We start from the raw sequence: 18344 nt of genomic DNA on the forward strand, positions 1-18344 counted from the left end.
CCAACTGCCCGGGCTGCATTAATTTGAGGTCAGGCTAAATGAGCAAAGGATCGACAAGCAGTGACGCCCCGTTTGGGACATTGTTAGGCTACGCGCCCGGCGGCGTAGCGATTTATTCATCGAATTACAGTAGCTTAAATCCACAGGATTATCCGGATGACGCGACGTTTCGCAGCTACATCGGCAATGAGTATATGGGGCATAAATGGCAGTGCGTGGAGTTTGCGCGCCGCTTTCTGTTCCTGACCTACGGGTTTGTCTTTACCGATGTGGGGATGGCCTATGAAATCTTCTCCCTGCGCTTTCTGCGCGAAGTGGTCAATGACAACATTCTCCCGCTTCAGGCCTTCGCCAACGGCTCCCGTCGTCCGCCGATCGCTGGTTCGCTGCTGATCTGGCAGAAGGGCGGCGAGTTCAAGCACACCGGCCATGTCGCGGTGATCACCCAGCTTGTCGGCAATAAGGTGCGTATCGCCGAGCAGAACGTCATTCACTCGCCGCTGCCGCAGGGCCAGCAGTGGACCCGCGAGCTGACCCTCGAGGTCAACGCCGGCCGGTACACCATCAAAGATACCTTTGCCGATACCGAAATTTTAGGCTGGATGATCCAGACCGCCGATACCGAACACAGCCTGCCGCAGCCGGTACTGCCGGGTGAGGCGATGGCGATCAAGGGCGCGCGGCTGCCGAACAACGGCCAGTTCCGCGGCAAATGGCTGAACGAGAAAGATCCGCTGCAGAAAGCCTACGTGGCGGCCAACGGCCATTTTATCAATCAGGATCCTTATCAGTATTTCACTATCAGCGAAAGCGCCGAACAGGAGCTGATTAAAGCCACCAACGAGCTGCACCTGATGTATCTGCACGCCACCGATAAGGTGATGAAGGATGATAACCTGCTGGCGCTGTTCGATATCCCGAAAATCCTCTGGCCGCGTCTGCGTCTCTCCTGGCAGCGCCGGCGTCATCATATGATCACCGGGCGCATGGATTTTTGCATGGACGAGCGCGGGCTGAAGGTATACGAGTACAATGCCGACTCCGCCTCCTGCCATACCGAAGGCGGGCTGATCCTCGAGCAGTGGTTGAAGCAGGGCTACTATGGCACTGGTCACAATCCGGCGGAAGGTCTGCTCGATGAACTGGCGGGAGCGTGGAAACACAGCCGGGCGCGGCCTTTCGTGCACATCATGCAGGACAAGGATCTGGAAGAGAATTACCACGCGAAGTTTATCCAGCGTTCGCTGACCCAGGCCGGTTTCGAGAGCAAAATTCTCTTTGGCCTCGATGAACTGCGCTGGGATGCGGCCGGCCAGCTGATCGACGCCGACGGGCGGCTGGTCAACTGCGTCTGGAAAACCTGGGCATGGGAAACCGCCATTGAGCAGGTGCGCGAAGTCAGCGCCGATGAGTACGCGGCGGTGCCGATTCGTACCGGGCATCCACAGAATGAGGTGCGACTGATTGACGTCCTGCTGCGTCCTGAAGTATTGGTATTCGAACCCCTGTGGACGGTGATCCCGGGCAACAAAGCGATCCTGCCGGTGCTGTGGTCGCTGTTCCCGCATCATCGCTATCTGCTGGATACCGATTTTGTGGTTAACGACGAGCTGGCGAAAACCGGCTATGCGGTGAAGCCCATTTCCGGGCGCTGCGGGAACAATATCGACCTGATCGGGCCTCAGGATGAGGTTCTGGATAAGACCAGCGGCCAGTTTGTCGATCGCAAGAATATCTACCAGCAGCTGTGGTGCCTGCCGAAAGTGGATGGCAAGTATATCCAGGTGTGCACCTTTACCGTCGGCGGTAACTACGGCGGTACCTGCCTGCGCGGCGATTCGTCGCTGGTGGTGAAAAAAGAGAGCGACATAGAGCCGCTGATCGTATTGAAAGACAAAGCGTGACGTGCTGACCCCGGATAGCGGCTCCTGCCCTGTCCGGGGAGAGCGCAGAGACACGAACAAGGATAGCCCGGACTGGTAAGCGCCGCCGGGGAACACCTGCAACAAAGCCAAGATAATTAACACAACAACAAGACAGAAAAGGAAAATAGTATGCACGATCGGCGTCTCGCCGCCCGCGCGGGTGAACTCAAGCCCTCCGCCGTCCGCGAACTTCTCAAGCACAGTAAACTGCCGGGCGTGATCTCGCTTGGCGGCGGCATTCCGGCCCCGGAACTGTTTGATACCGAAGGCCTGGAGCTGGCGGTGCAGAAGGTGATGAGCGAGCGTTTTCATGACGCATTTCAGTACGGTCTGACGGAAGGCTACCCGCCGCTGCGTCAGGCGGTGAGTGAAATCTGCCACTCCCGTGGCGTGACCTGTTCAGCCGCTCAGGTCTATATCACCTCCGGCTCCCAGCAATCGCTGGATATCGTTGCCCGCACGCTGCTCGATCCAGGCGATACTATCGTCGTTGAGCGACCCACCTATCTGGCGGCGCTGCAGGTGTTTCAGCTGGCGCAGGCCAATATTCTCAGCGTCGATACCGATGATGACGGGATGCTGGTGGAGCAGCTGGCTGACCTGCTGGAGACCACCCGCGTCAAAGCCGTCTACCTGGTGCCGACGTTCGGCAACCCCGGCGGTAAAACGCTGAGCGAGGCGCGTCGTCGCCGGCTGGTCGAGCTGGCGAAAAAATATGACTTCGTCATTCTGGAAGACGATCCCTACGGTGAAATTAGCTTTACTGACGCCGTGCGACGCCCGCTCTATCAGCACGCTGTTGAGCTGGGCTGTGAAGATCAAGTGGTTTACACCTCGACGTTTTCAAAGATCCTCGCGCCGGGGATGCGTATCGGCTGGATCGTCATGCCGGACTGGCTGGCGCAGCAGACGGTGATCGTGAAGCAGGCGGCGGATCTGCATACCAATATGCTGTCGCAGGTGATCACCGCGGAATACCTCAGCCTGAACCGGCTGGATAACCAGATTGCGTTGATTCGCGAAGACTATCGCAAGAAGTGCGTGGCGCTGGCCGATGCGCTGGAAAGCCGCCTTGGCGAGCACCTGGAATTCAGCCGCCCGCAGGGGGGGATGTTCCTGTGGGCGCGTTTCCGCTATCCGTTCGATACCATGGAATGGATGAAGAAAACGCTGGAAAACGGCGTGGTATACGTTCCGGGGGAAGCGTTTTATCACGATAATCCGGATACCCGTACCCTGCGTCTTTCCTACTCAACGGTGTCGGAAGCCGGGCTGCTGACCGCCGTTGAGCGGCTGGCGGCCTCCCTGTAACGGTCCTGCTGTGCGCCGCTTAGCGGCGGCGCATCCTCTTCGCTTCAATAGCGAGAGGGAGTGACGCTAGCGTTCAGCGCTGGGGTCACTCCGTATCGACGATGCGATCATCCAGCCAGACCAACATCAGCGCTGCGAGAAAAGCCACCGCAAAGGTACCAATAAACAACCACATAGATGTCCCTCACGGGTTAATTATTTTGCTGATTTTACCGGAGAATGATCGTTTCGGTCGGAGATGGAGATTTTTGTCCCAGCCGAATGGCTGGCGAGAGAGAAAAAGTCATCGGCATCAATATCGAAGTTAAGAATAATTTCCCTGTATTCCCCACCGTTAATTAACGCTTTGGCTTCTTTAACACTACTGGCAATAATGACAGGCATCAGTTTTATCTCATTTTGAAAACTGAGAAGCAAAATAAGAGTTAGTTCGTACCAGATCAACTACTTTTTATCGTATACGACTGCAGAAAAAAACGTCCTCCTGTGGCTCGGTGATAGAGGAGGATTTTGTGACAGCGATCGGCTCGTCAACAGCGGGATCTTATCGGGCGCTGTGACGGGCTGCGGTTTCGCCAGCCCGCCGGGATTATTTACCCTGCTGTTTTGCTCGTAATATCTCGCCACAGCGCTGCTGGTCCTGACGCAGCGCCTGCTGTTCCTGCGGGCTGAGCTGATGCCAGGTGTCCAGCATCCGCTGCCCCAGCGCCGGCAGGTAATGTGCTTTATGCAGCGCGTAGTCAGAATTCCCCCCCTCGACGATATTCTGCATATCGTGGAGGAACTGGCGGCTGTCGTCATGATCGATCACGCAAAATACCGCCCGGTAGTAAGCTTCGTCTTCCTCGGTGTAATGCGGAGTGAACCACCAGACCAGCAGCACGGTAAGCGCCAGCAGCGGGATAATTAAGGATAATTTTTTCAACATCAGTTTTTCGGCCGGAGACAATCAGCCGTCAGTGTACCTGCAACGACGGCCTGATGTAAGCGCCGGCCCCGGCGGGCCGGCACAGGCTAGTAGCCGACCGGGTAGATGCGGCCGGTTTGCACCCCTTCAATGCTGCGGCGATAGGCCTGTGCTACGGCGGCGGCGGGAACGCTGGCAAAGCCAGGGAAAAAGTCGCCGTAGGCCGCCAGCGACTCGCTGAGCACGGTGGGGCTGATGAGATTGATGCGGATCCCGCGCGGCAGTTCGCAGGCGGCGGCCCGCACAAAGCCTTCCAGACTGGCGTTGACCGTCGTGGCATTGACGCCCTGAGCAATCGGCTCCTGCGCGACAATGCCGCTGACCAGGGTAATCGACCCGCCGTCGCCCAGGAAATGCTGGCCGACCAGCGCCAGGCGAATTTGCCCCAGCAGTTTGTCCTGCAGACCGAGGTTGAACTGGCTGTCGGTCATGGTGCTTAACGGCCCAAAGTGTAGATTACCGGTGGTGGAGACGATGGCGTCTACTTCGCCGGTCTGCGCAAACAGCGCCTCGACGCTCTCCTGCGAGGTGATATCCACCTGATAATCCCCCCGGGTGCGGCCGACGCGGATAACGTCATGTCTCTGGCTCAGTTCTTCGCTGACCGCGCGACCAATGGTGCCGCTGGCACCGATAACGATAATTTTCATGGCAGACTCCTGATGAGGTGAGAGGCTATTCTTTAATAAAACGGATATCGGATAAACTGGCTAAAAGTTAGAACATTACTAACCAGAGGTTAGCAATATGGATAAGCTGCGAGGGATGGAGACGTTTATTGCCGTGGTGGAGTGCGGCAGCTTTACCGGGGCGGCGTCGCGCCTGGGGCTGTCGGCGGTGATGGTCGGGAAATATATCGCCCAGCTGGAAACCCAGCTGGCGACGCGCCTGCTGGAGCGTAACACCCGACGCCAGAGCCTCACCGACGCCGGGCGGGTCTATTTTGACGAAGCGAAACGGGTGATGGAGCAGGTCTCCATCGCCGAAAGCGCCGTTGAGCGGCTGCGGCTGGCGCCCACCGGCACCCTGCGGGTGAGCGCGCCCACCTCGTTCGGCGCCAGCGTGATCGCGCCCCTGACCGCCACCTTTCTGCAGGCCTGGCCAGCGGTCCGGGTGGAACTGGATCTGACCAACCGGATGGTCGATCTGGTGGATGAGGGGTTCGACCTGGCGATCCGCATTGGCGAGATCCATCAGGAGGATCTGGTGGCTCGCTACCTGGCGCCGTATCGGATGGTGATCTGCGCCGCGCCGGCTTATCTGGCGCGTTACGGAACGCCCGGGAGGCCGGAAGATCTCGCCGATCATCTCTGCCTGTCCCATACGGTCTGGACCGCCCGCAACGAGTGGCGGCTGCCGGGCATGGAAGGGGAAGTGCGCTGGAAGCGCGATGCGGTTTTGCGCTGTAACGATGGCTATGCGCTGCGCCAGGCGGCGATCGCCGGGGCTGGGCTGCTGATGCAGCCGGAGGTACTGCTGGCCGATGCGCTGGCCAGCGGCAGCCTGGTGCGGGTGCTGGAGGCGTGGACCCCACAGCCGAGGCCCGTGCATCTGCTCTGGCGCCAGGATCGCCGGCCCCTGCCGAAGTTGACGCAGTTTATCGCCCACCTTCAGCAGGGAATGCCTGACGCGCTGGCGACGACCCGCGCGTCGGAATAATCACTCCTCCCGAAGCGCCTGCTGCCAGTCGGCAATCAGATCGTGAGGATCTTCGATCCCGACCGACAGGCGGATCAGCTGCGGCGTGATGCCGTTCGCCAGGCGCTTCTCCAGCGGGATCGAGGCATGGGTCATGCTGAAGGGCTGGCTCACCAGGCTCTCGACGCCGCCCAGACTCTCCGCAAGGGTGAACCAGCGCAGCTTGCTGATGATGCGTTCGGCGTAACCGTCATCGCCTTTCACCACTACCGAAATCATGCCGCCGGGCAGGGCCATTTGCCGGCGCGCCAGCTGATGGTGCGGGTGCGAGGCCAGCCAGGGGAACCAGACTCGCTCTACCTCCGGCTGCTGTTCCAGCCATTCGGCGAGCTGCAGCGCGTTCGCGCTGTGGCGCTCCATCCGCAGCGCCAGGGTGCGGATGCCGCGTAGCGTCAGGAAGCTGCTGAACGGGTCGAGTACGCCGCCTACCGCATTCTGCAGGTAGCCAAGCTTCTCCGCGAGCGCGGCGTTATCGCCGACCACCGCCAGGCCGGCGACGACATCGGAATGGCCATTGAGGTACTTAGTCGCGGAGTGGACCACAATATCAAACCCGTGCTCCAGCGGGCGATGGATCGCCCGCGAGGCGAAAGTGTTATCGGCGACGCTGATCAGGTTATGGCGGCGCGCGATAGCGGCGATAGCGCTGAGATCCGCCAGCTTCAGCAGCGGGTTGGTGGGCGTTTCCACCCAGATCATGCGCGTATCGGGGCGGATCGCCGCTTCAATTCCCGCCAGGTCGTCGGGTTTCACCCAGCTCACCTGCAGACCAGCGCTACGGCGGCGAACGTTTTCCAGCAGACGGTAAGTGCCGCCATACACATCATCGACCGCCACCAGGTGACTGTCCTTATCCAGCAGCTCCAGCACGGTGGCGATGGCGGCCAACCCGGAGGCGAACGCGTAGCCGCGCGTACCGTTTTCCAGGTCGGCGATCGCCGTCTCCAGCGCATGGCGGGTAGGATTCCCGCTGCGGGAATATTCATAGCCGGTATGCTGCCCCGGCGCCGGCTGAGCGAAAGTGGAGGTGGCATAAATAGGCGGCATCACTGCGCCGTGGCTGTCGGTGAAGGTTCCGCTATGTACGCTCAGGGTGTGGATAGATGACATAAAAAATTCCTTATTGTGCTACTCGGTTACGCCAGGCGGTCAGTACATCGCTGCGGGTGACCAGGCCAAGAAAACGCGCGTTGTCAGCGATCACCGCCACCAGACCGCGATCGAGAATGGCCTGCAGTTCGCTCTCTGGCGCACGCTTATCGAGAGTTTCAACATGGCGGCTCATCGCTTCGCTGACCGGCAGGGAGAAGCGTTGGCGATCGCCCTGTACGTGGCGGATCAAATCCCACTCATCGACGATGCCGACCACGCGGCCATCCTCCAGAACCGGCAGTTGGGAGATGTCATACAGCCGCATGCGGGTAAAGACCGCGGCCAGGGTGTCGTCCGGCGCGGCCGTGACGGTAGCGCCTTCGTCATGGCGCAGGGCGATAAAATCACTGAGATCGCCCTGTTCGGGGCGGGCGATCAGCCCTTGCTGGCGCATCCAGTCGTCGTTGAACATTTTTGACAGGTATTTATTGCCGCTGTCGCAGGCGAAGGTCACCACCCGCTTCGGACGGCTTTGCGCCCGGCAGTAGCGCAGTGCGGCGCTGAGCAGGGTGCCGGTGGAGGATCCGGCCAGCACACCCTCGACCTGCAGCAGCTGGCGCGCGGTGTGGAACGCTTCGCGGTCGCTGACGCGATAGGCGGTATGCACCCCCTCCAGCCTGGCCAGCGGCGGGATGAAATCTTCTCCAATCCCTTCGACCAGCCAGGATCCCGTTTCGCCGTAGCGTCCGGTATCAACCTGATCGGCAAGGATCGAGCCCGCCGGATCGGCGAGGATAAATTCCGTTTTCGGCGAGTGTTCTGCAAACCAGGCCTGAAGCCCGCCCAGCGTGCCGCCAGAGCCAACGCCGACGACGATGGCGTCGATGTCGCCCTCCAGCTGCTGGAAAAGTTCTGGCGCGGTGGAGGTCGCGTGCGCCAGCGGATTAGCGTCGTTGTTAAACTGGTCGATATAAAAAGCCCCCGGCGTTTCATCGGCAAGGCGGCGGGCATAATCCTGGTAATAGGCCGGGTGACCTTTATTGACGTCGGAACGGGTGAGCAGCACCGTCGCGCCCAGCGCCCGCAGGTGAAAGATTTTCTCGCGGCTCATTTTGTCCGGCACCACCAGGATCAGGCGGTAATTTTTCTGCGCCGCGATCAGCGCCAGGCCGAGGCCGGTATTGCCGGCAGTGGCTTCGATAATTGTCCCGCCGGGCGCCAGTTTGCCCTCGCGCTCGGCTTCGTTAATCATCGACAGCGCAACCCGATCTTTAATTGATCCGCCCGGGTTCTGATTTTCCAGTTTTAAAAACAGACTGCAGGGCCCGGTATCCAGTTTGTGCAACTGGAGCAGGGGAGTATGACCGATCAGGTCGCTCACGGAATGAAACAGTGACATAACCATTTACCCACTCGTTTAAGATATTTTTGCATGGTAGGTCTGTGAAATCGGTAATTTAAAGAACATTTCTCTGTCATTTAGCGCAAAATGGAATATAAGATGCTGTTCAGCCATCCGGAGGGAAAGCAGGGTAGCCGCCTGGGCGGATCGATTGCCAGAAAAGGGCGTTTTTAGCCGCTTTTAACGACAGAATGGCGATTTGAATCAGCGGGTTATCTGATATTTGAAAATGTATTTGCGAAAAGATTCTATGGGGAGAGGCGGTCTGCGCTGGCCGTTAAGTGGCAGCTGGCTCACCAGGAGAAAAGTGCAGCAGAGAATCACGTGTTAGCGTTGTTCGATAAAGAGTCCGGCTACAGAAACGCAAAAACCCGCCTTGTGGGCGGGTTCTTTAAATAGTGGTGCCCGGACTCGGACTAACGCCGCAGGCGTTGAACAGCGCGCGTGTCGCGCTGGCCCCGAAGGGGTGAGCCGCTGCGCGGCGAATAATCGAACGGAGTTCGATGAAGAGTCCGGCTACAGAAAAGCAAAAACCCGCCTTGTAGGCGGGTTCTTTAAATAGTGGTGCCCGGACTCGGAATCGAACCAAGGACACGGGGATTTTCAATCCCCTGCTCTACCGACTGAGCTATCCGGGCAACGGGGCGCATTAAACCGTAATCGCCGCGCCTCGTCAACGAAATTTATCTGTTTTGCAGCAGACTGAACAATCTATCACCACATTGCGCTAAAAGCACGCGTCTTCAGGCAAAAAACAGCGTCCAGGCCGCTGAGATCGGCATCGCCAGCACCAGCGCAGGCAGCATATTCACCACGGCAAACATTTTTATTCCGCAGATGCGCAGCCCGGTGGCCACCAGCAGCATACCGCCGACGGCGCTGAAATCCGCCAGCATCATCGGCGTGGTGAGCGGCATAATGATCGCCGCGCAGGCCGCGAGAGTCAGCTGGATAAGTAGCATAGGTACGCTGATGGCGGCGACGGCAATGCCCAGGGTACAAGCGAAAATGGTGGCGGTGAAAAAATCGAGAAACGCTTTGGCAATCAGAATGCTGGCGTCGCCGGTCATCCCTTCGCGCATGGCGCCGAAGACGCCGGTGCCGCTGGCGCAGAACAGGACGATAATCGCCACATAGCTCTGAATATAGGAGTCATGAGCCGAGGCTTTTTTCTTACCCTTCGGCGTCAGCAACTGCTGGAGTTGACTGACCAGCGTATTAATCCCTTTTTCCATATTACAAATTTCGCCGAGCAGCGTTCCCACCAGGGTCGACAGCACCATCACCGGCAAATTGGCGCATTTGATCACCAGTAAAATGCCGATGCCTAATGACGCCAGACCAAAAATTGAGGTCATGGATGTGCGGATCCGTTCCGGCAACCGCTGGCTGAGTAAGGCGCCTAACACGCCGCCGACCAGCACCGCGCTGGCATTAATAAAAGGTCCTGTAACCACGCTGACTCCTGTTAAATATCCCTGATAACCGAATGATTATGACGTTAACCCGCCGTGAAAGCTTGTGTATCCGTGATATAAGTGCATACGGTTTTCATCTTGCGCCTGTCGGGGAAAGGTGCCATGATTGCGCGAATTTTCTCCTCCCTGATATGAGGCCGCCGATGACGACACTGCCATTACCTCGCCAGCGACGCCGCGCACAGATGCGTGGGCTGCCTCATCTTGCTACGCTTACCCCTCTGTTCACCATGCGGTGAAGGACACGTATGCTCACTGTAGGGCAACAGTAAGATCGGACGCGTCTGCTTTTACTGATGTCCGGCGGTCGGAGCTGAATCCGTCAGACCCGGACACATCGTTGGGCAAGGTTTCCCTTGCCTGAGATTTTTACACTCCCGATACGGGCATTTGCGCTTATGAAATCCATGCACATTGCCGCCAGCTGCGAGCTGGTCACCCGCTTGTCCACCCACCGTCGCGTTGTGGCGCTGGACAGTACCGATTTTACCGATGTGGCGGCAGTCGTCATCACCGCGGCGGACAGTCGCAGCGGCATCCTCGCCCTCCTCAGGCGTAGCGGATTTAACCTGCCGGTCTACCTGCTGAGCGAGACGGCGGTCGATAAGCCGGAGGGGGTACAGGCGGTGATCGCCGGTAAAGATCAGGAGTGGCTGGAGCTGGAAGCGGCGGCCTGCGATTATGAAGCGCGTCTGCTGCCGCCGTTTTTCAATACGCTGACCCAGTACGTCGAAATGGATAACAGCACCTTTGCCTGTCCGGGACACCAGCACGGGGCCTTTTTCAAAAAGCATCCCGCAGGCCGCCAGTTCTATGACTTTTTTGGCGAAAACGTCTTTCGCGCCGATATGTGTAACGCCGACGTAAAATTAGGCGATCTGCTGATCCACGAAGGGTCGGCCAAGCACGCGCAGAAGTTTGCCGCGAAGGTCTTTAATGCGGATAAAACCTACTTCGTCCTTAACGGCACCTCGGCGGCCAACAAAGTCGTGACCAACGCGCTGTTGACCCGTGGCGATCTGGTGCTGTTCGATCGCAACAACCACAAGTCAAACCATCACGGGGCGCTGATTCAGGCTGGAGCGACGCCTGTCTATCTTGAAGCCGCGCGCAATCCGTTCGGCTTTATCGGCGGTATTGACGAGCGCTGCTTTGATGAGCGCTACCTGCGGGATCTCATCCGCGAAGCGGCGCCAGAGAAAGCCACGGCCTCTCGCCCGTTTCGTCTGGCGGTGATCCAGCTCGGAACCTATGACGGCACGGTCTATAACGCCCGCCAGGTGGTCGATAAAATCGGCCACCTCTGCGATTACATCCTGTTCGACTCGGCGTGGGTGGGCTATGAGCAGTTTATCCCGATGATGGCCGACTGTTCGCCGCTGCTGCTGGAGCTGACCCCGGACGATCCGGGCATTTTTGTCACCCAGTCCGTTCACAAGCAGCAGGCCGGTTTCTCGCAGACGTCGCAGATCCATAAAAAGGATAACCATCTGCGCGGCCAGGCGCGCTTCTGTCCGCACAAGCGGCTGAATAACGCCTTTATGCTGCATGCCTCTACCAGCCCGTTTTATCCGCTGTTCGCCGCACTGGACGTCAACGCCAAAATCCACGAAGGCGAGAGCGGCCGCCGCCTGTGGGCCGAATGCGTGGCGCTGGGCATCGAGGCGCGCAAAGCGATCATCGCCAATTGCAAGATGATCCAGCCTTTTATTCCGCCGATAGTGGCGGGGCGCCCGTGGCAGGATCACCCGACTGAGGCGATCGCCCGGGAGCGCCGTTTCTTCAGCTTCGAACCGGGCGCGCGCTGGCATGGCTTCGAGGGCTATGCCGACGACCAGTATTTTGTCGACCCGTGCAAGCTGTTGTTGACCACCCCGGGCATCGACGCGGAGAGCGGGGAGTACAGTGAGTTCGGCATCCCGGCGACCATTCTGGCGCATTACCTGCGGGAAAACGGCATCGTGCCGGAGAAGTGCGATCTCAACTCGATTCTGTTCCTGCTGACGCCGGCGGAAAGCGCCGAAAAAATGGCGCAGCTGGTGGCGATGCTGGGGCAGTTTGAACAGCATATTGAAGCGGATACGCCGCTGGCCGATGTGTTGCCGACCATCTATAACAAATACCCGGTGCGTTATCGCGACTATACCCTGCGCGAACTGTGCCAGGAGATGCACGATCTGTACGTCAGCTTTGACGTGAAGAGCCTGCAAAAAGAGATGTTCCGTAAACGGAGCTTCCCGCGGGTGGTGATGAATCCCCAGGATGCCAACCGCGAATTTATCCGCGGCGACGTGGAGCTGGTGCGTCTGAGCGAGGCGGAGGGCCGCGTCGCGGCGGAAGGGGCGCTGCCGTATCCGCCGGGGGTATTATGCGTGGTGCCCGGTGAGGTCTGGGGTGGCGCTGTACTGCGCTATTTCCTCGCGCTGGAGGAGGGGGTTAATATGCTGCCGGGCTTCTCGCCGGAGCTGCAGGGGGTATATAGCGAGACGGATCCGGACGGCATTAAGCGGCTGTATGGCTACGTGCTGAAGGGATAAAAAATGCCCCGCTGAACCGGCGGGGCGTTTTGCTTTTGACGATCACGCGCTCTGCTGCGCGGCGGTCGGTTGTCTGACGTGTTTGTATTTGAACAGCGCCACGAAGGCAAAAGCCAGCACCAGCGAATAGCCGGCGAAAATCAGCCACACGCTCTGCCAGTTAGTGATCCCTTCGACGGTAAAGTGCTCCACCACTTTGCCGCTCACCATGCCACCGAGGATACAGCCGAAGCCGTTGGTCATCATCAGGAACATGCCCTGGGCGCTAGCGCGGATTTCCGGACGCACCTCTTTCTCCACGAACACTGAACCAGAGATGTTGAAGAAGTCGAAAGCGCAGCCGTAGACGATCATCGACAGCACCAGCAGCACGGTGCCGAACGGTGTCGGATCGCCGAAGGCGAACAGGCCGAAGCGCAGCATCCACGCCACGATACTGATAAGCATCACGTTCTTAATGCCGTAGCGGCTGAGGAAGAACGGAATGGTCAGGATAAACAGCGTCTCGGAGATCTGCGAGATCGACATCAGCACCGAGGCGTGTTCGACGATAAAGCTGCCGGCAAACAGCGGATCTTTATCGAAGCTGTGCAGGAAGGTATTACCGAACATGTTGGTGATTTGCAGCTCGGCGCCTAGCATCATCGAGAAGATAAAGAAGATTGCCATGCGCTTGTTTTTAAACAGCGCAAAAGCGTTAAGCCCCAGCATCTCCGTCCAGCTTTGATTACGCTGGGCGTTAGCCACCGGGATCGTCGGCAGCGTCAGGGTGAACAGCGTCAGCAGGACCGACAGCGTCGCGCCAATGTACAGCTGCATATGGCTCAGTTCGAAGCCGGAGAAGCTGACGCCCCACATGGCGAAGATAAAGCCGATGGTGCCCCAGATCCGGATCGGCGGGAAATCGGTGACGATATCCAGCCCCGCCGACTGCAGGCGGTAGTAAGAGATGGTGTTAATCAGCCCCAGCGTCGGCATATAGGCCAGCGAGTTGAGGAGGATCACAAGGAACATCTCGCCCGGCGTGGTGACCTGCGCCGCCAGATACAGCGTCAGCGCGCCCACCAGATGGCAAGCGGCATACACCCATTTGGCGCTGATCCACTTATCGGCGACGATGCCGAGCAGCGTCGGCATCAACACCGCGGCGATACCGAGCGAGCTATATACTGCGCCGATAGCCGCGCCATCAAACTTCAGCGTGACAAACATGTATGAGCCAAGCGTGGTGAGCCAGCTCCCCCAAAGGCAGAACTGCAGGAACGACAGTATTTTGAGCTGCAGCTTAAGATTCATGTAGTTATCCTCACGAATGTGGGCTTGTTATGTTTTTAAAATAACATTAATCCCGTTATTTTGATGCGATTCTATCATTCACCAGCTGAAGGCTTCTGTTAACTGCCGCAGAAAACCGAAAGATATTCCACAGTATGGCGCAGAAAAAAAGCGGCCTCAGCGCGTGGCAGAGGCCGGTGTCAGGAGGGGGTTATTTACGGCGGTAGCTTTTCTGCGCCGTGTTAACTTTATACAGATAGCGGCGCGATTCCGCCGACGGATGACGGGTGGTCAGCGTCTGGTAGACGTCACCTGGCGCCATGCTGTTGATGATATTGGCCGCCTGGACTTTATCGCTGGAGAAGACCCGCAGCACGCTGCCGGCGCCGCCGTTATAGGCGGTGATCACCGCGTAGCGACGCGAGGTGGGGTTATCGATGCCAGCAAGGTAGACATTGTTCAGCATCGCCAGGTAGGCAGTACCGGTGTCAATGTTATTCGCCGGGTCGAACAGATAGCTACGGCTTGGCAGGCCCGATTTACCCTGGGAACGGAAGACGTCTCTTCCGGCGCTGTGCTGGACTACCTGCATCAGCCCCATGGCGTCGGCATGGCTGACCGCATAAGGGTTAAAGGAGGATTCGGTCTGCATAATCGCGAGGATCAGCGACTCATCAACCCCGTACTTACGCGAGGCCTGACGCACCATGCCGAGGTATTTATGCGCACGTTTGTCGAGGTGGTTCGGCACCAGGTTGATGGTGATGCTGTAGACCACGCGCAGGCCGTTGTTGCGGCTCTTCAGGCGGGTTTGCAGCAGATAGTCGGCAAAGCGCGCGGCGCGCCACTCCCAACGAATCGATGCCCCGGTGTTATCCACCACCTGGCCATAGAGGAACGGCTCTTTGGAGATCTGAATGTCATCGACATCGGAATAGAGGTCGATGGAGTTGGGGTCATCGCCCATCAGCAGGGTTTTGACGATCGCCTGGCGCAGTCGTCCGCGCGGATCGGTGCCGGCGATGGTCTCGACGGTGATCGTCCCTTCATCGAAGTTGATGTGGCTGCGGGTTTGATACTGGTCGGTGTATTTGACGTAGTCCTTCGGCCCGGCGAGCAGGACTTCGTTGTACCCCCAAATGTTCTCGATGTTGTGGGCAAACTGGCCCATCAGGATATCAAAACCGTTGGTATCCTTGACCCAGGCCTCGTTGTATTCGGCGCCTTTTTTATTGGAGCTGGAACACGAAACGAGCAACGGCGCAATCAGCGCGAGCGCTAAGTATTTTTTCATCATTCCGGGCGTGCGTGTTGTGTTTGTTTTTAAAAGGCCGCAGGGCCCTTACTGTTTTTCCGGCGGCGTATAGCCTTCGATGTGCACGTCTTTCCCTTCGAACAGGAACTGCACCATCTCCTGCTCCAGCAGCTTGCGGTGCTCCGGGTTCATCATGCTGAGCTTTTTCTCGTTGATCAGCATGGTCTGCTTGTGCTGCCACTGCGCCCAGGCTTCTTTGGAGATTTCGTTGTAAATGCGCTTCCCGAGTTCGCCCGGATACAGCTGAAAATCCTGGCCGTCCGCTTCACGCTGCAGGAAGGTACAAAAAATGGTTCTGCTCATAATCAATCCTCTTTGATAGCCGAAAATTTATACCGGCGTTCCGGCTTTTAACTGTTGCAACAAACGCTCCACGGGAGCCGCCAGACCGACCGACGGCGGCTGCGCTAAGTTATACCAGAGTGCGTTGCCTTCATCCATGCATGCGCCAGATGAGTGCACTGTAAGCCACATCGGCACAATATCCAGGTGGAAATGGCTGAAAGTGTGGCGAAAAGCGGTGAGCTGCGTCAGATTATCGGCCTTAATCTGGCGCTGTGCCAGCCACTCGCGCAGGCCCGCTTCGTCGGCAAACTGCGGAAAACAGAACAATCCGCCCCACAGACCCACCGGCGGACGTTGGGCGAGAAACACCTCGTCACCGTGCTGCATCAGCAGAAAATAGCCGGTGCGTTCCGGAATGGTCTGCTTCGGTTTTTTGCCCGGATATTCTGCCCATGAATGATTGGCGTAGGCCACGCAGCCGTTGCTCAGCGGGCACAGTTCGCACTTCGGCTTCGAGCGGGTGCAAACCATCGCCCCGAGATCCATCATCGCCTGGTTAAAGCGCTCCACGCCCTTCGCCGGCGTGACCGCTTCGCTGATCTCCCACAGCCGTTTTTCCACCTCTTTTTTCCCCGGCCAGCCGCTGACAGCATAGCAGCGGGCGAGTACGCGCTTCACGTTGCCGTCGAGAATCGGATAATGCTGACCGAGCGAAAGCGATAAAATGGCCCCCGCCGTTGAGCGCCCGACGCCGGGAAGCGCCGCCACTTCGTCAAAAGTCTGCGGGAATTCGCCGCCGTGCTGCGTCGCCACCTGCTGCGCCGCTTTGTGTAAGTTGCGCGCCCGCGCGTAATAACCCAGTCCGGTCCACAGATGCAGCACTTCATCCAGCGGCGCGTTGGCGAGATCGACCACCGTAGGGAAACGCGCCATAAAGCGTTCAAAATAGGGGATAACCGTGGTCACCTGGGTTTGTTGCAACATCACTTCGGAGAGCCATACTTTGTAGGGCGTCTTGGCGATTTGCCAGGGCAGGGTTTTACGCCCGTATTTGTCGTACCAGTCCAGGACCTGGGCTGAAAATTGCGTGGCGAGAAAAGTCAAAGCTACGGCTCCGGGATCGCGATTACAGGGGGGCAGATTGCAGCATAAGGGCGAGTGGCTGTAAACCCTTGCATCCGCCGGGTAACTTTGGATAATGCCCGTTTTCCGAACACATTCACAAGCAGACCAAACTTTTATGAAAAACGACGTCATTTCTCCGGAATTCGATGAAAACGGTCGCCCGCTGCGCCGTATTCGTAGCTTCGTCCGTCGCCAGGGCCGCCTGACGAAAGGGCAGCAGCATGCGCTGGATAACATTTGGCCGGTGATGGGCGTTGAATTCAACGATGCGCCGCTCGATTTCGCCGCCCTGTTTGGCCGCGAAGCGCCGGTCACCCTCGAAATTGGCTTCGGGATGGGCGCCTCGCTGGTGGCGATGGCAAAAGCCAAACCGGAACAGAATTTCCTCGGCATCGAAGTGCACTCCCCGGGCGTCGGCGCCTGTCTGGCCTCGGCCGAAGAAGAAGGTGTGCAAAACCTGCGCGTGATGTGTCACGATGCGGTGGAAGTGCTGCACACTATGATTCCGGATAACTCGCTGAATATGGTGCAGCTGTTTTTCCCTGACCCGTGGCATAAAGCGCGCCATAATAAACGTCGTATCGTACAGCCGCCTTTCGCCGAGCTGGTGAAAAGTAAACTGAAGCTCGGCGGCGTCTTCCATATGGCGACCGACTGGGAAGCCTATGCCGTCCATATGCTGGAAGTGATGTCCTCGCTGGAAGGATATCGTAACCAGTCGGCAAGCAACGATTACGTACCGCGCCCGGAATCGCGCCCGGTAACCAAATTTGAACAGCGTGGCCATCGTCTCGGCCACGGCGTATGGGACTTAATGTTCGAGAGGGTGAAATAATGGCCAAGAATCGTAGCCGTCGTCTGCGTAAAAAAATGCATATCGACGAGTTTCAGGAGTTAGGCTTCTCCGTCGCCTGGCGTTTCCCGGAAGGGACCAGTGAAGAGCAGATCGACCAGACGGTCAACGATCTGATCGAAGAGGTGATTGAGCCGAACAAGCTGGCCTTTGACGGCAGCGGCTATCTCTCCTGGGAGGGGCTGATCTGCATGCAGGAGATCGGTAAATGCACCGAAGAGCATCAGGCCATCGTGCGCAAATGGCTGGAAGCGCGTAAGTTAGAGGATGTGCGCACCAGCGAACTTTTTGACGTCTGGTGGGACTAAGTTTGACAAGGGTCGGCAACTGCCGGCCCGTTTTGTCTTAAGGGAGTTTTATGATGCGTAAAACGCTGCTGGCGGTGGCGCTCTCCGTCACCGCTTTGTCTGCCCATGCGGACTACCAGTGTAGCGTCACGCCGCGTGACGATGTGATCCTCACCCCTCAGCAGGTACAGGTGAAAGGGGAAAACGGCAATCTGGTGATCAAACCGGACGGCAACCTGACCTTTAACGGCAAGGCTTATGCGCTCAGCGCCGCCCAGCGCGAACAGGCGCAGGATTACCAGGCCAGTCTGCGTAGCAGCCTGCCGTGGATTGACGAAGGCGCGCGTTCGCGAGTCGAAAAAGGCCGCAAGGCGCTAGATAAAATCATTACCGAACAGGTCGGCGCCAATAGCAGTATGCACGGTCGTCTGACCAAGCTGGACGCGCAGCTGAAAGAACAGATGAACCGCATCATTGAGCGCCGCAGCGATGGCCTGACCTTCCACTATAAAGCCATCGACCAGGTGCGCGCCGACGGCCAGCAGCTGGTAAATCAGGCGATGGGCGGCATTTTGCAGGACAGCATTAACGAGATGGGGGCGAAAGCGGTGCTCAAAGGCGGCGGCAACCCGCTGCAGGGCATTCTCGGTAGCCTCGGCGGTCTGCAAACCGCTATCCAGGATGAGTGGAAAAACCAGGAGGCCGATTTCCAGCAGTTTGGTAAAGACGTCTGCAGCCGGGTGGTCTCCCTTGAGGACAGCCGCAAAGCGCTGGTTGGCTCGTTAAAATAGCTT

General features: G+C 58.2%; 17 protein-coding genes and 1 tRNA gene. 7 read left to right on the forward strand and 11 right to left on the reverse strand.

Annotated elements, in window-relative coordinates:
* Positions 1 to 38: 38 nt before the first annotated feature.
* Together gss and MKS11_RS01295 are read left to right on the forward strand one after the other, a co-directional pair.
* Entirely contained in the window at positions 39 to 1904 is a 1866-nt protein-coding gene (gss, locus tag MKS11_RS01290) for a bifunctional glutathionylspermidine amidase/synthase (RefSeq protein WP_004205206.1), read from the forward strand.
* A gap of 150 nt (positions 1905 to 2054) precedes the next feature.
* The gene (locus tag MKS11_RS01295; RefSeq protein ID WP_004205205.1) at positions 2055 to 3236 is read left to right on the forward strand and encodes a PLP-dependent aminotransferase family protein; all 1182 of its coding nucleotides are present in this window, start codon (positions 2055 to 2057) and stop codon (positions 3234 to 3236) included.
* Positions 3237 to 3431: 195 nt separating this feature from the next.
* Here MKS11_RS01295 and MKS11_RS01300 read toward each other — a convergent pair whose 3' ends face one another.
* The 3 genes from MKS11_RS01300 to MKS11_RS01310 all read right to left on the reverse strand — a co-directional run bounded on the left by MKS11_RS01300 (position 3432) and on the right by MKS11_RS01310 (position 4853).
* Positions 3432 to 3620: a hypothetical protein gene (locus MKS11_RS01300; protein WP_065696808.1), complete on the reverse strand. Its 189-nt coding sequence runs from the start codon at positions 3618 to 3620 to the stop codon at positions 3432 to 3434.
* A gap of 205 nt (positions 3621 to 3825) precedes the next feature.
* Positions 3826 to 4164 (reverse strand): hypothetical protein, encoded by a 339-nt coding sequence (locus MKS11_RS01305; protein WP_032426102.1) that lies wholly within the window; start codon positions 4162 to 4164, stop codon positions 3826 to 3828.
* A gap of 86 nt (positions 4165 to 4250) precedes the next feature.
* Positions 4251 to 4853: a short chain dehydrogenase gene (locus MKS11_RS01310; protein ID WP_087770935.1), complete on the reverse strand. Its 603-nt coding sequence runs from the start codon at positions 4851 to 4853 to the stop codon at positions 4251 to 4253.
* 97 nt (positions 4854 to 4950) lie between these two features.
* On the opposite strand from MKS11_RS01310, the gene MKS11_RS01315 reads away from it, so the two are divergent.
* Positions 4951 to 5862, forward strand: coding sequence for a LysR family transcriptional regulator (locus MKS11_RS01315; RefSeq protein ID WP_053809955.1), 912 nt, complete (start codon positions 4951 to 4953; stop codon positions 5860 to 5862).
* On the opposite strand, the gene MKS11_RS01320 is transcribed toward MKS11_RS01315, so the two are convergent.
* From MKS11_RS01320 to MKS11_RS01335, 4 genes are all read right to left on the reverse strand, one after another.
* Positions 5863 to 7011 (reverse strand): PLP-dependent aspartate aminotransferase family protein, encoded by a 1149-nt coding sequence (locus MKS11_RS01320; protein WP_284109353.1) that lies wholly within the window; start codon positions 7009 to 7011, stop codon positions 5863 to 5865.
* A gap of 10 nt (positions 7012 to 7021) precedes the next feature.
* Complete coding sequence (locus MKS11_RS01325; protein WP_074194133.1) at positions 7022 to 8398, reverse strand: cystathionine beta-synthase; 1377 nt, start codon at positions 8396 to 8398, stop codon at positions 7022 to 7024.
* 559 nt (positions 8399 to 8957) lie between these two features.
* Positions 8958 to 9033: transfer RNA gene (locus tag MKS11_RS01330), tRNA-Phe, on the reverse strand.
* Positions 9034 to 9138: 105 nt separating this feature from the next.
* Positions 9139 to 9852, reverse strand: coding sequence for a DUF554 domain-containing protein (locus tag MKS11_RS01335; protein WP_004205197.1), 714 nt, complete (start codon positions 9850 to 9852; stop codon positions 9139 to 9141).
* A gap of 419 nt (positions 9853 to 10271) precedes the next feature.
* Between MKS11_RS01335 and MKS11_RS01340 the strand changes: the two genes are divergently transcribed.
* Entirely contained in the window at positions 10272 to 12410 is a 2139-nt protein-coding gene (locus MKS11_RS01340; protein ID WP_004900586.1) for an ornithine decarboxylase, read from the forward strand.
* Between the two features lie 42 nt (positions 12411 to 12452).
* On the opposite strand, the gene MKS11_RS01345 is transcribed toward MKS11_RS01340, so the two are convergent.
* The 4 genes from MKS11_RS01345 to mutY all read right to left on the reverse strand — a co-directional run bounded on the left by MKS11_RS01345 (position 12453) and on the right by mutY (position 16389).
* Positions 12453 to 13706, reverse strand: coding sequence for a nucleoside permease (locus tag MKS11_RS01345; protein WP_023319141.1), 1254 nt, complete (start codon positions 13704 to 13706; stop codon positions 12453 to 12455).
* Between the two features lie 190 nt (positions 13707 to 13896).
* A complete protein-coding gene (mltC, locus tag MKS11_RS01350; RefSeq protein WP_002916629.1) occupies positions 13897 to 14979 on the reverse strand; it encodes a membrane-bound lytic murein transglycosylase MltC in 1083 nt (360 codons plus the stop codon).
* Positions 14980 to 15027: 48 nt separating this feature from the next.
* On the reverse strand, positions 15028 to 15303 hold the full coding sequence (locus tag MKS11_RS01355; protein WP_004105744.1) for an oxidative damage protection protein: 276 nt from the start codon (positions 15301 to 15303) through the stop codon (positions 15028 to 15030).
* Between the two features lie 27 nt (positions 15304 to 15330).
* The gene (gene mutY, locus MKS11_RS01360) at positions 15331 to 16389 is read right to left on the reverse strand and encodes an A/G-specific adenine glycosylase (protein WP_017899765.1); all 1059 of its coding nucleotides are present in this window, start codon (positions 16387 to 16389) and stop codon (positions 15331 to 15333) included.
* A gap of 136 nt (positions 16390 to 16525) precedes the next feature.
* Here mutY and trmB point away from each other — a divergent pair, with 136 nt between their 5' ends.
* From trmB to MKS11_RS01375, 3 genes are read left to right on the forward strand one after another with little or no spacing between them, the layout of a single operon-like run.
* Positions 16526 to 17245: a tRNA (guanosine(46)-N7)-methyltransferase TrmB gene (gene trmB, locus MKS11_RS01365; protein ID WP_004205192.1), complete on the forward strand. Its 720-nt coding sequence runs from the start codon at positions 16526 to 16528 to the stop codon at positions 17243 to 17245.
* Positions 17245 to 17571, forward strand: coding sequence for a YggL family protein (locus MKS11_RS01370; RefSeq protein ID WP_002916620.1), 327 nt, complete (start codon positions 17245 to 17247; stop codon positions 17569 to 17571). Before trmB ends, MKS11_RS01370 begins: the two co-directional genes overlap by 1 nt.
* 50 nt (positions 17572 to 17621) lie before the next feature.
* Positions 17622 to 18341: a DUF2884 domain-containing protein gene (locus MKS11_RS01375; protein WP_004205190.1), complete on the forward strand. Its 720-nt coding sequence runs from the start codon at positions 17622 to 17624 to the stop codon at positions 18339 to 18341.
* The last annotated feature ends 3 nt before the right edge of the window (positions 18342 to 18344 follow it).

Source organism: Klebsiella sp. K5-45 (assembly GCF_030128605.1).
In the GTDB taxonomy this organism is placed as follows: domain Bacteria; phylum Pseudomonadota; class Gammaproteobacteria; order Enterobacterales; family Enterobacteriaceae; genus Klebsiella; species Klebsiella quasipneumoniae.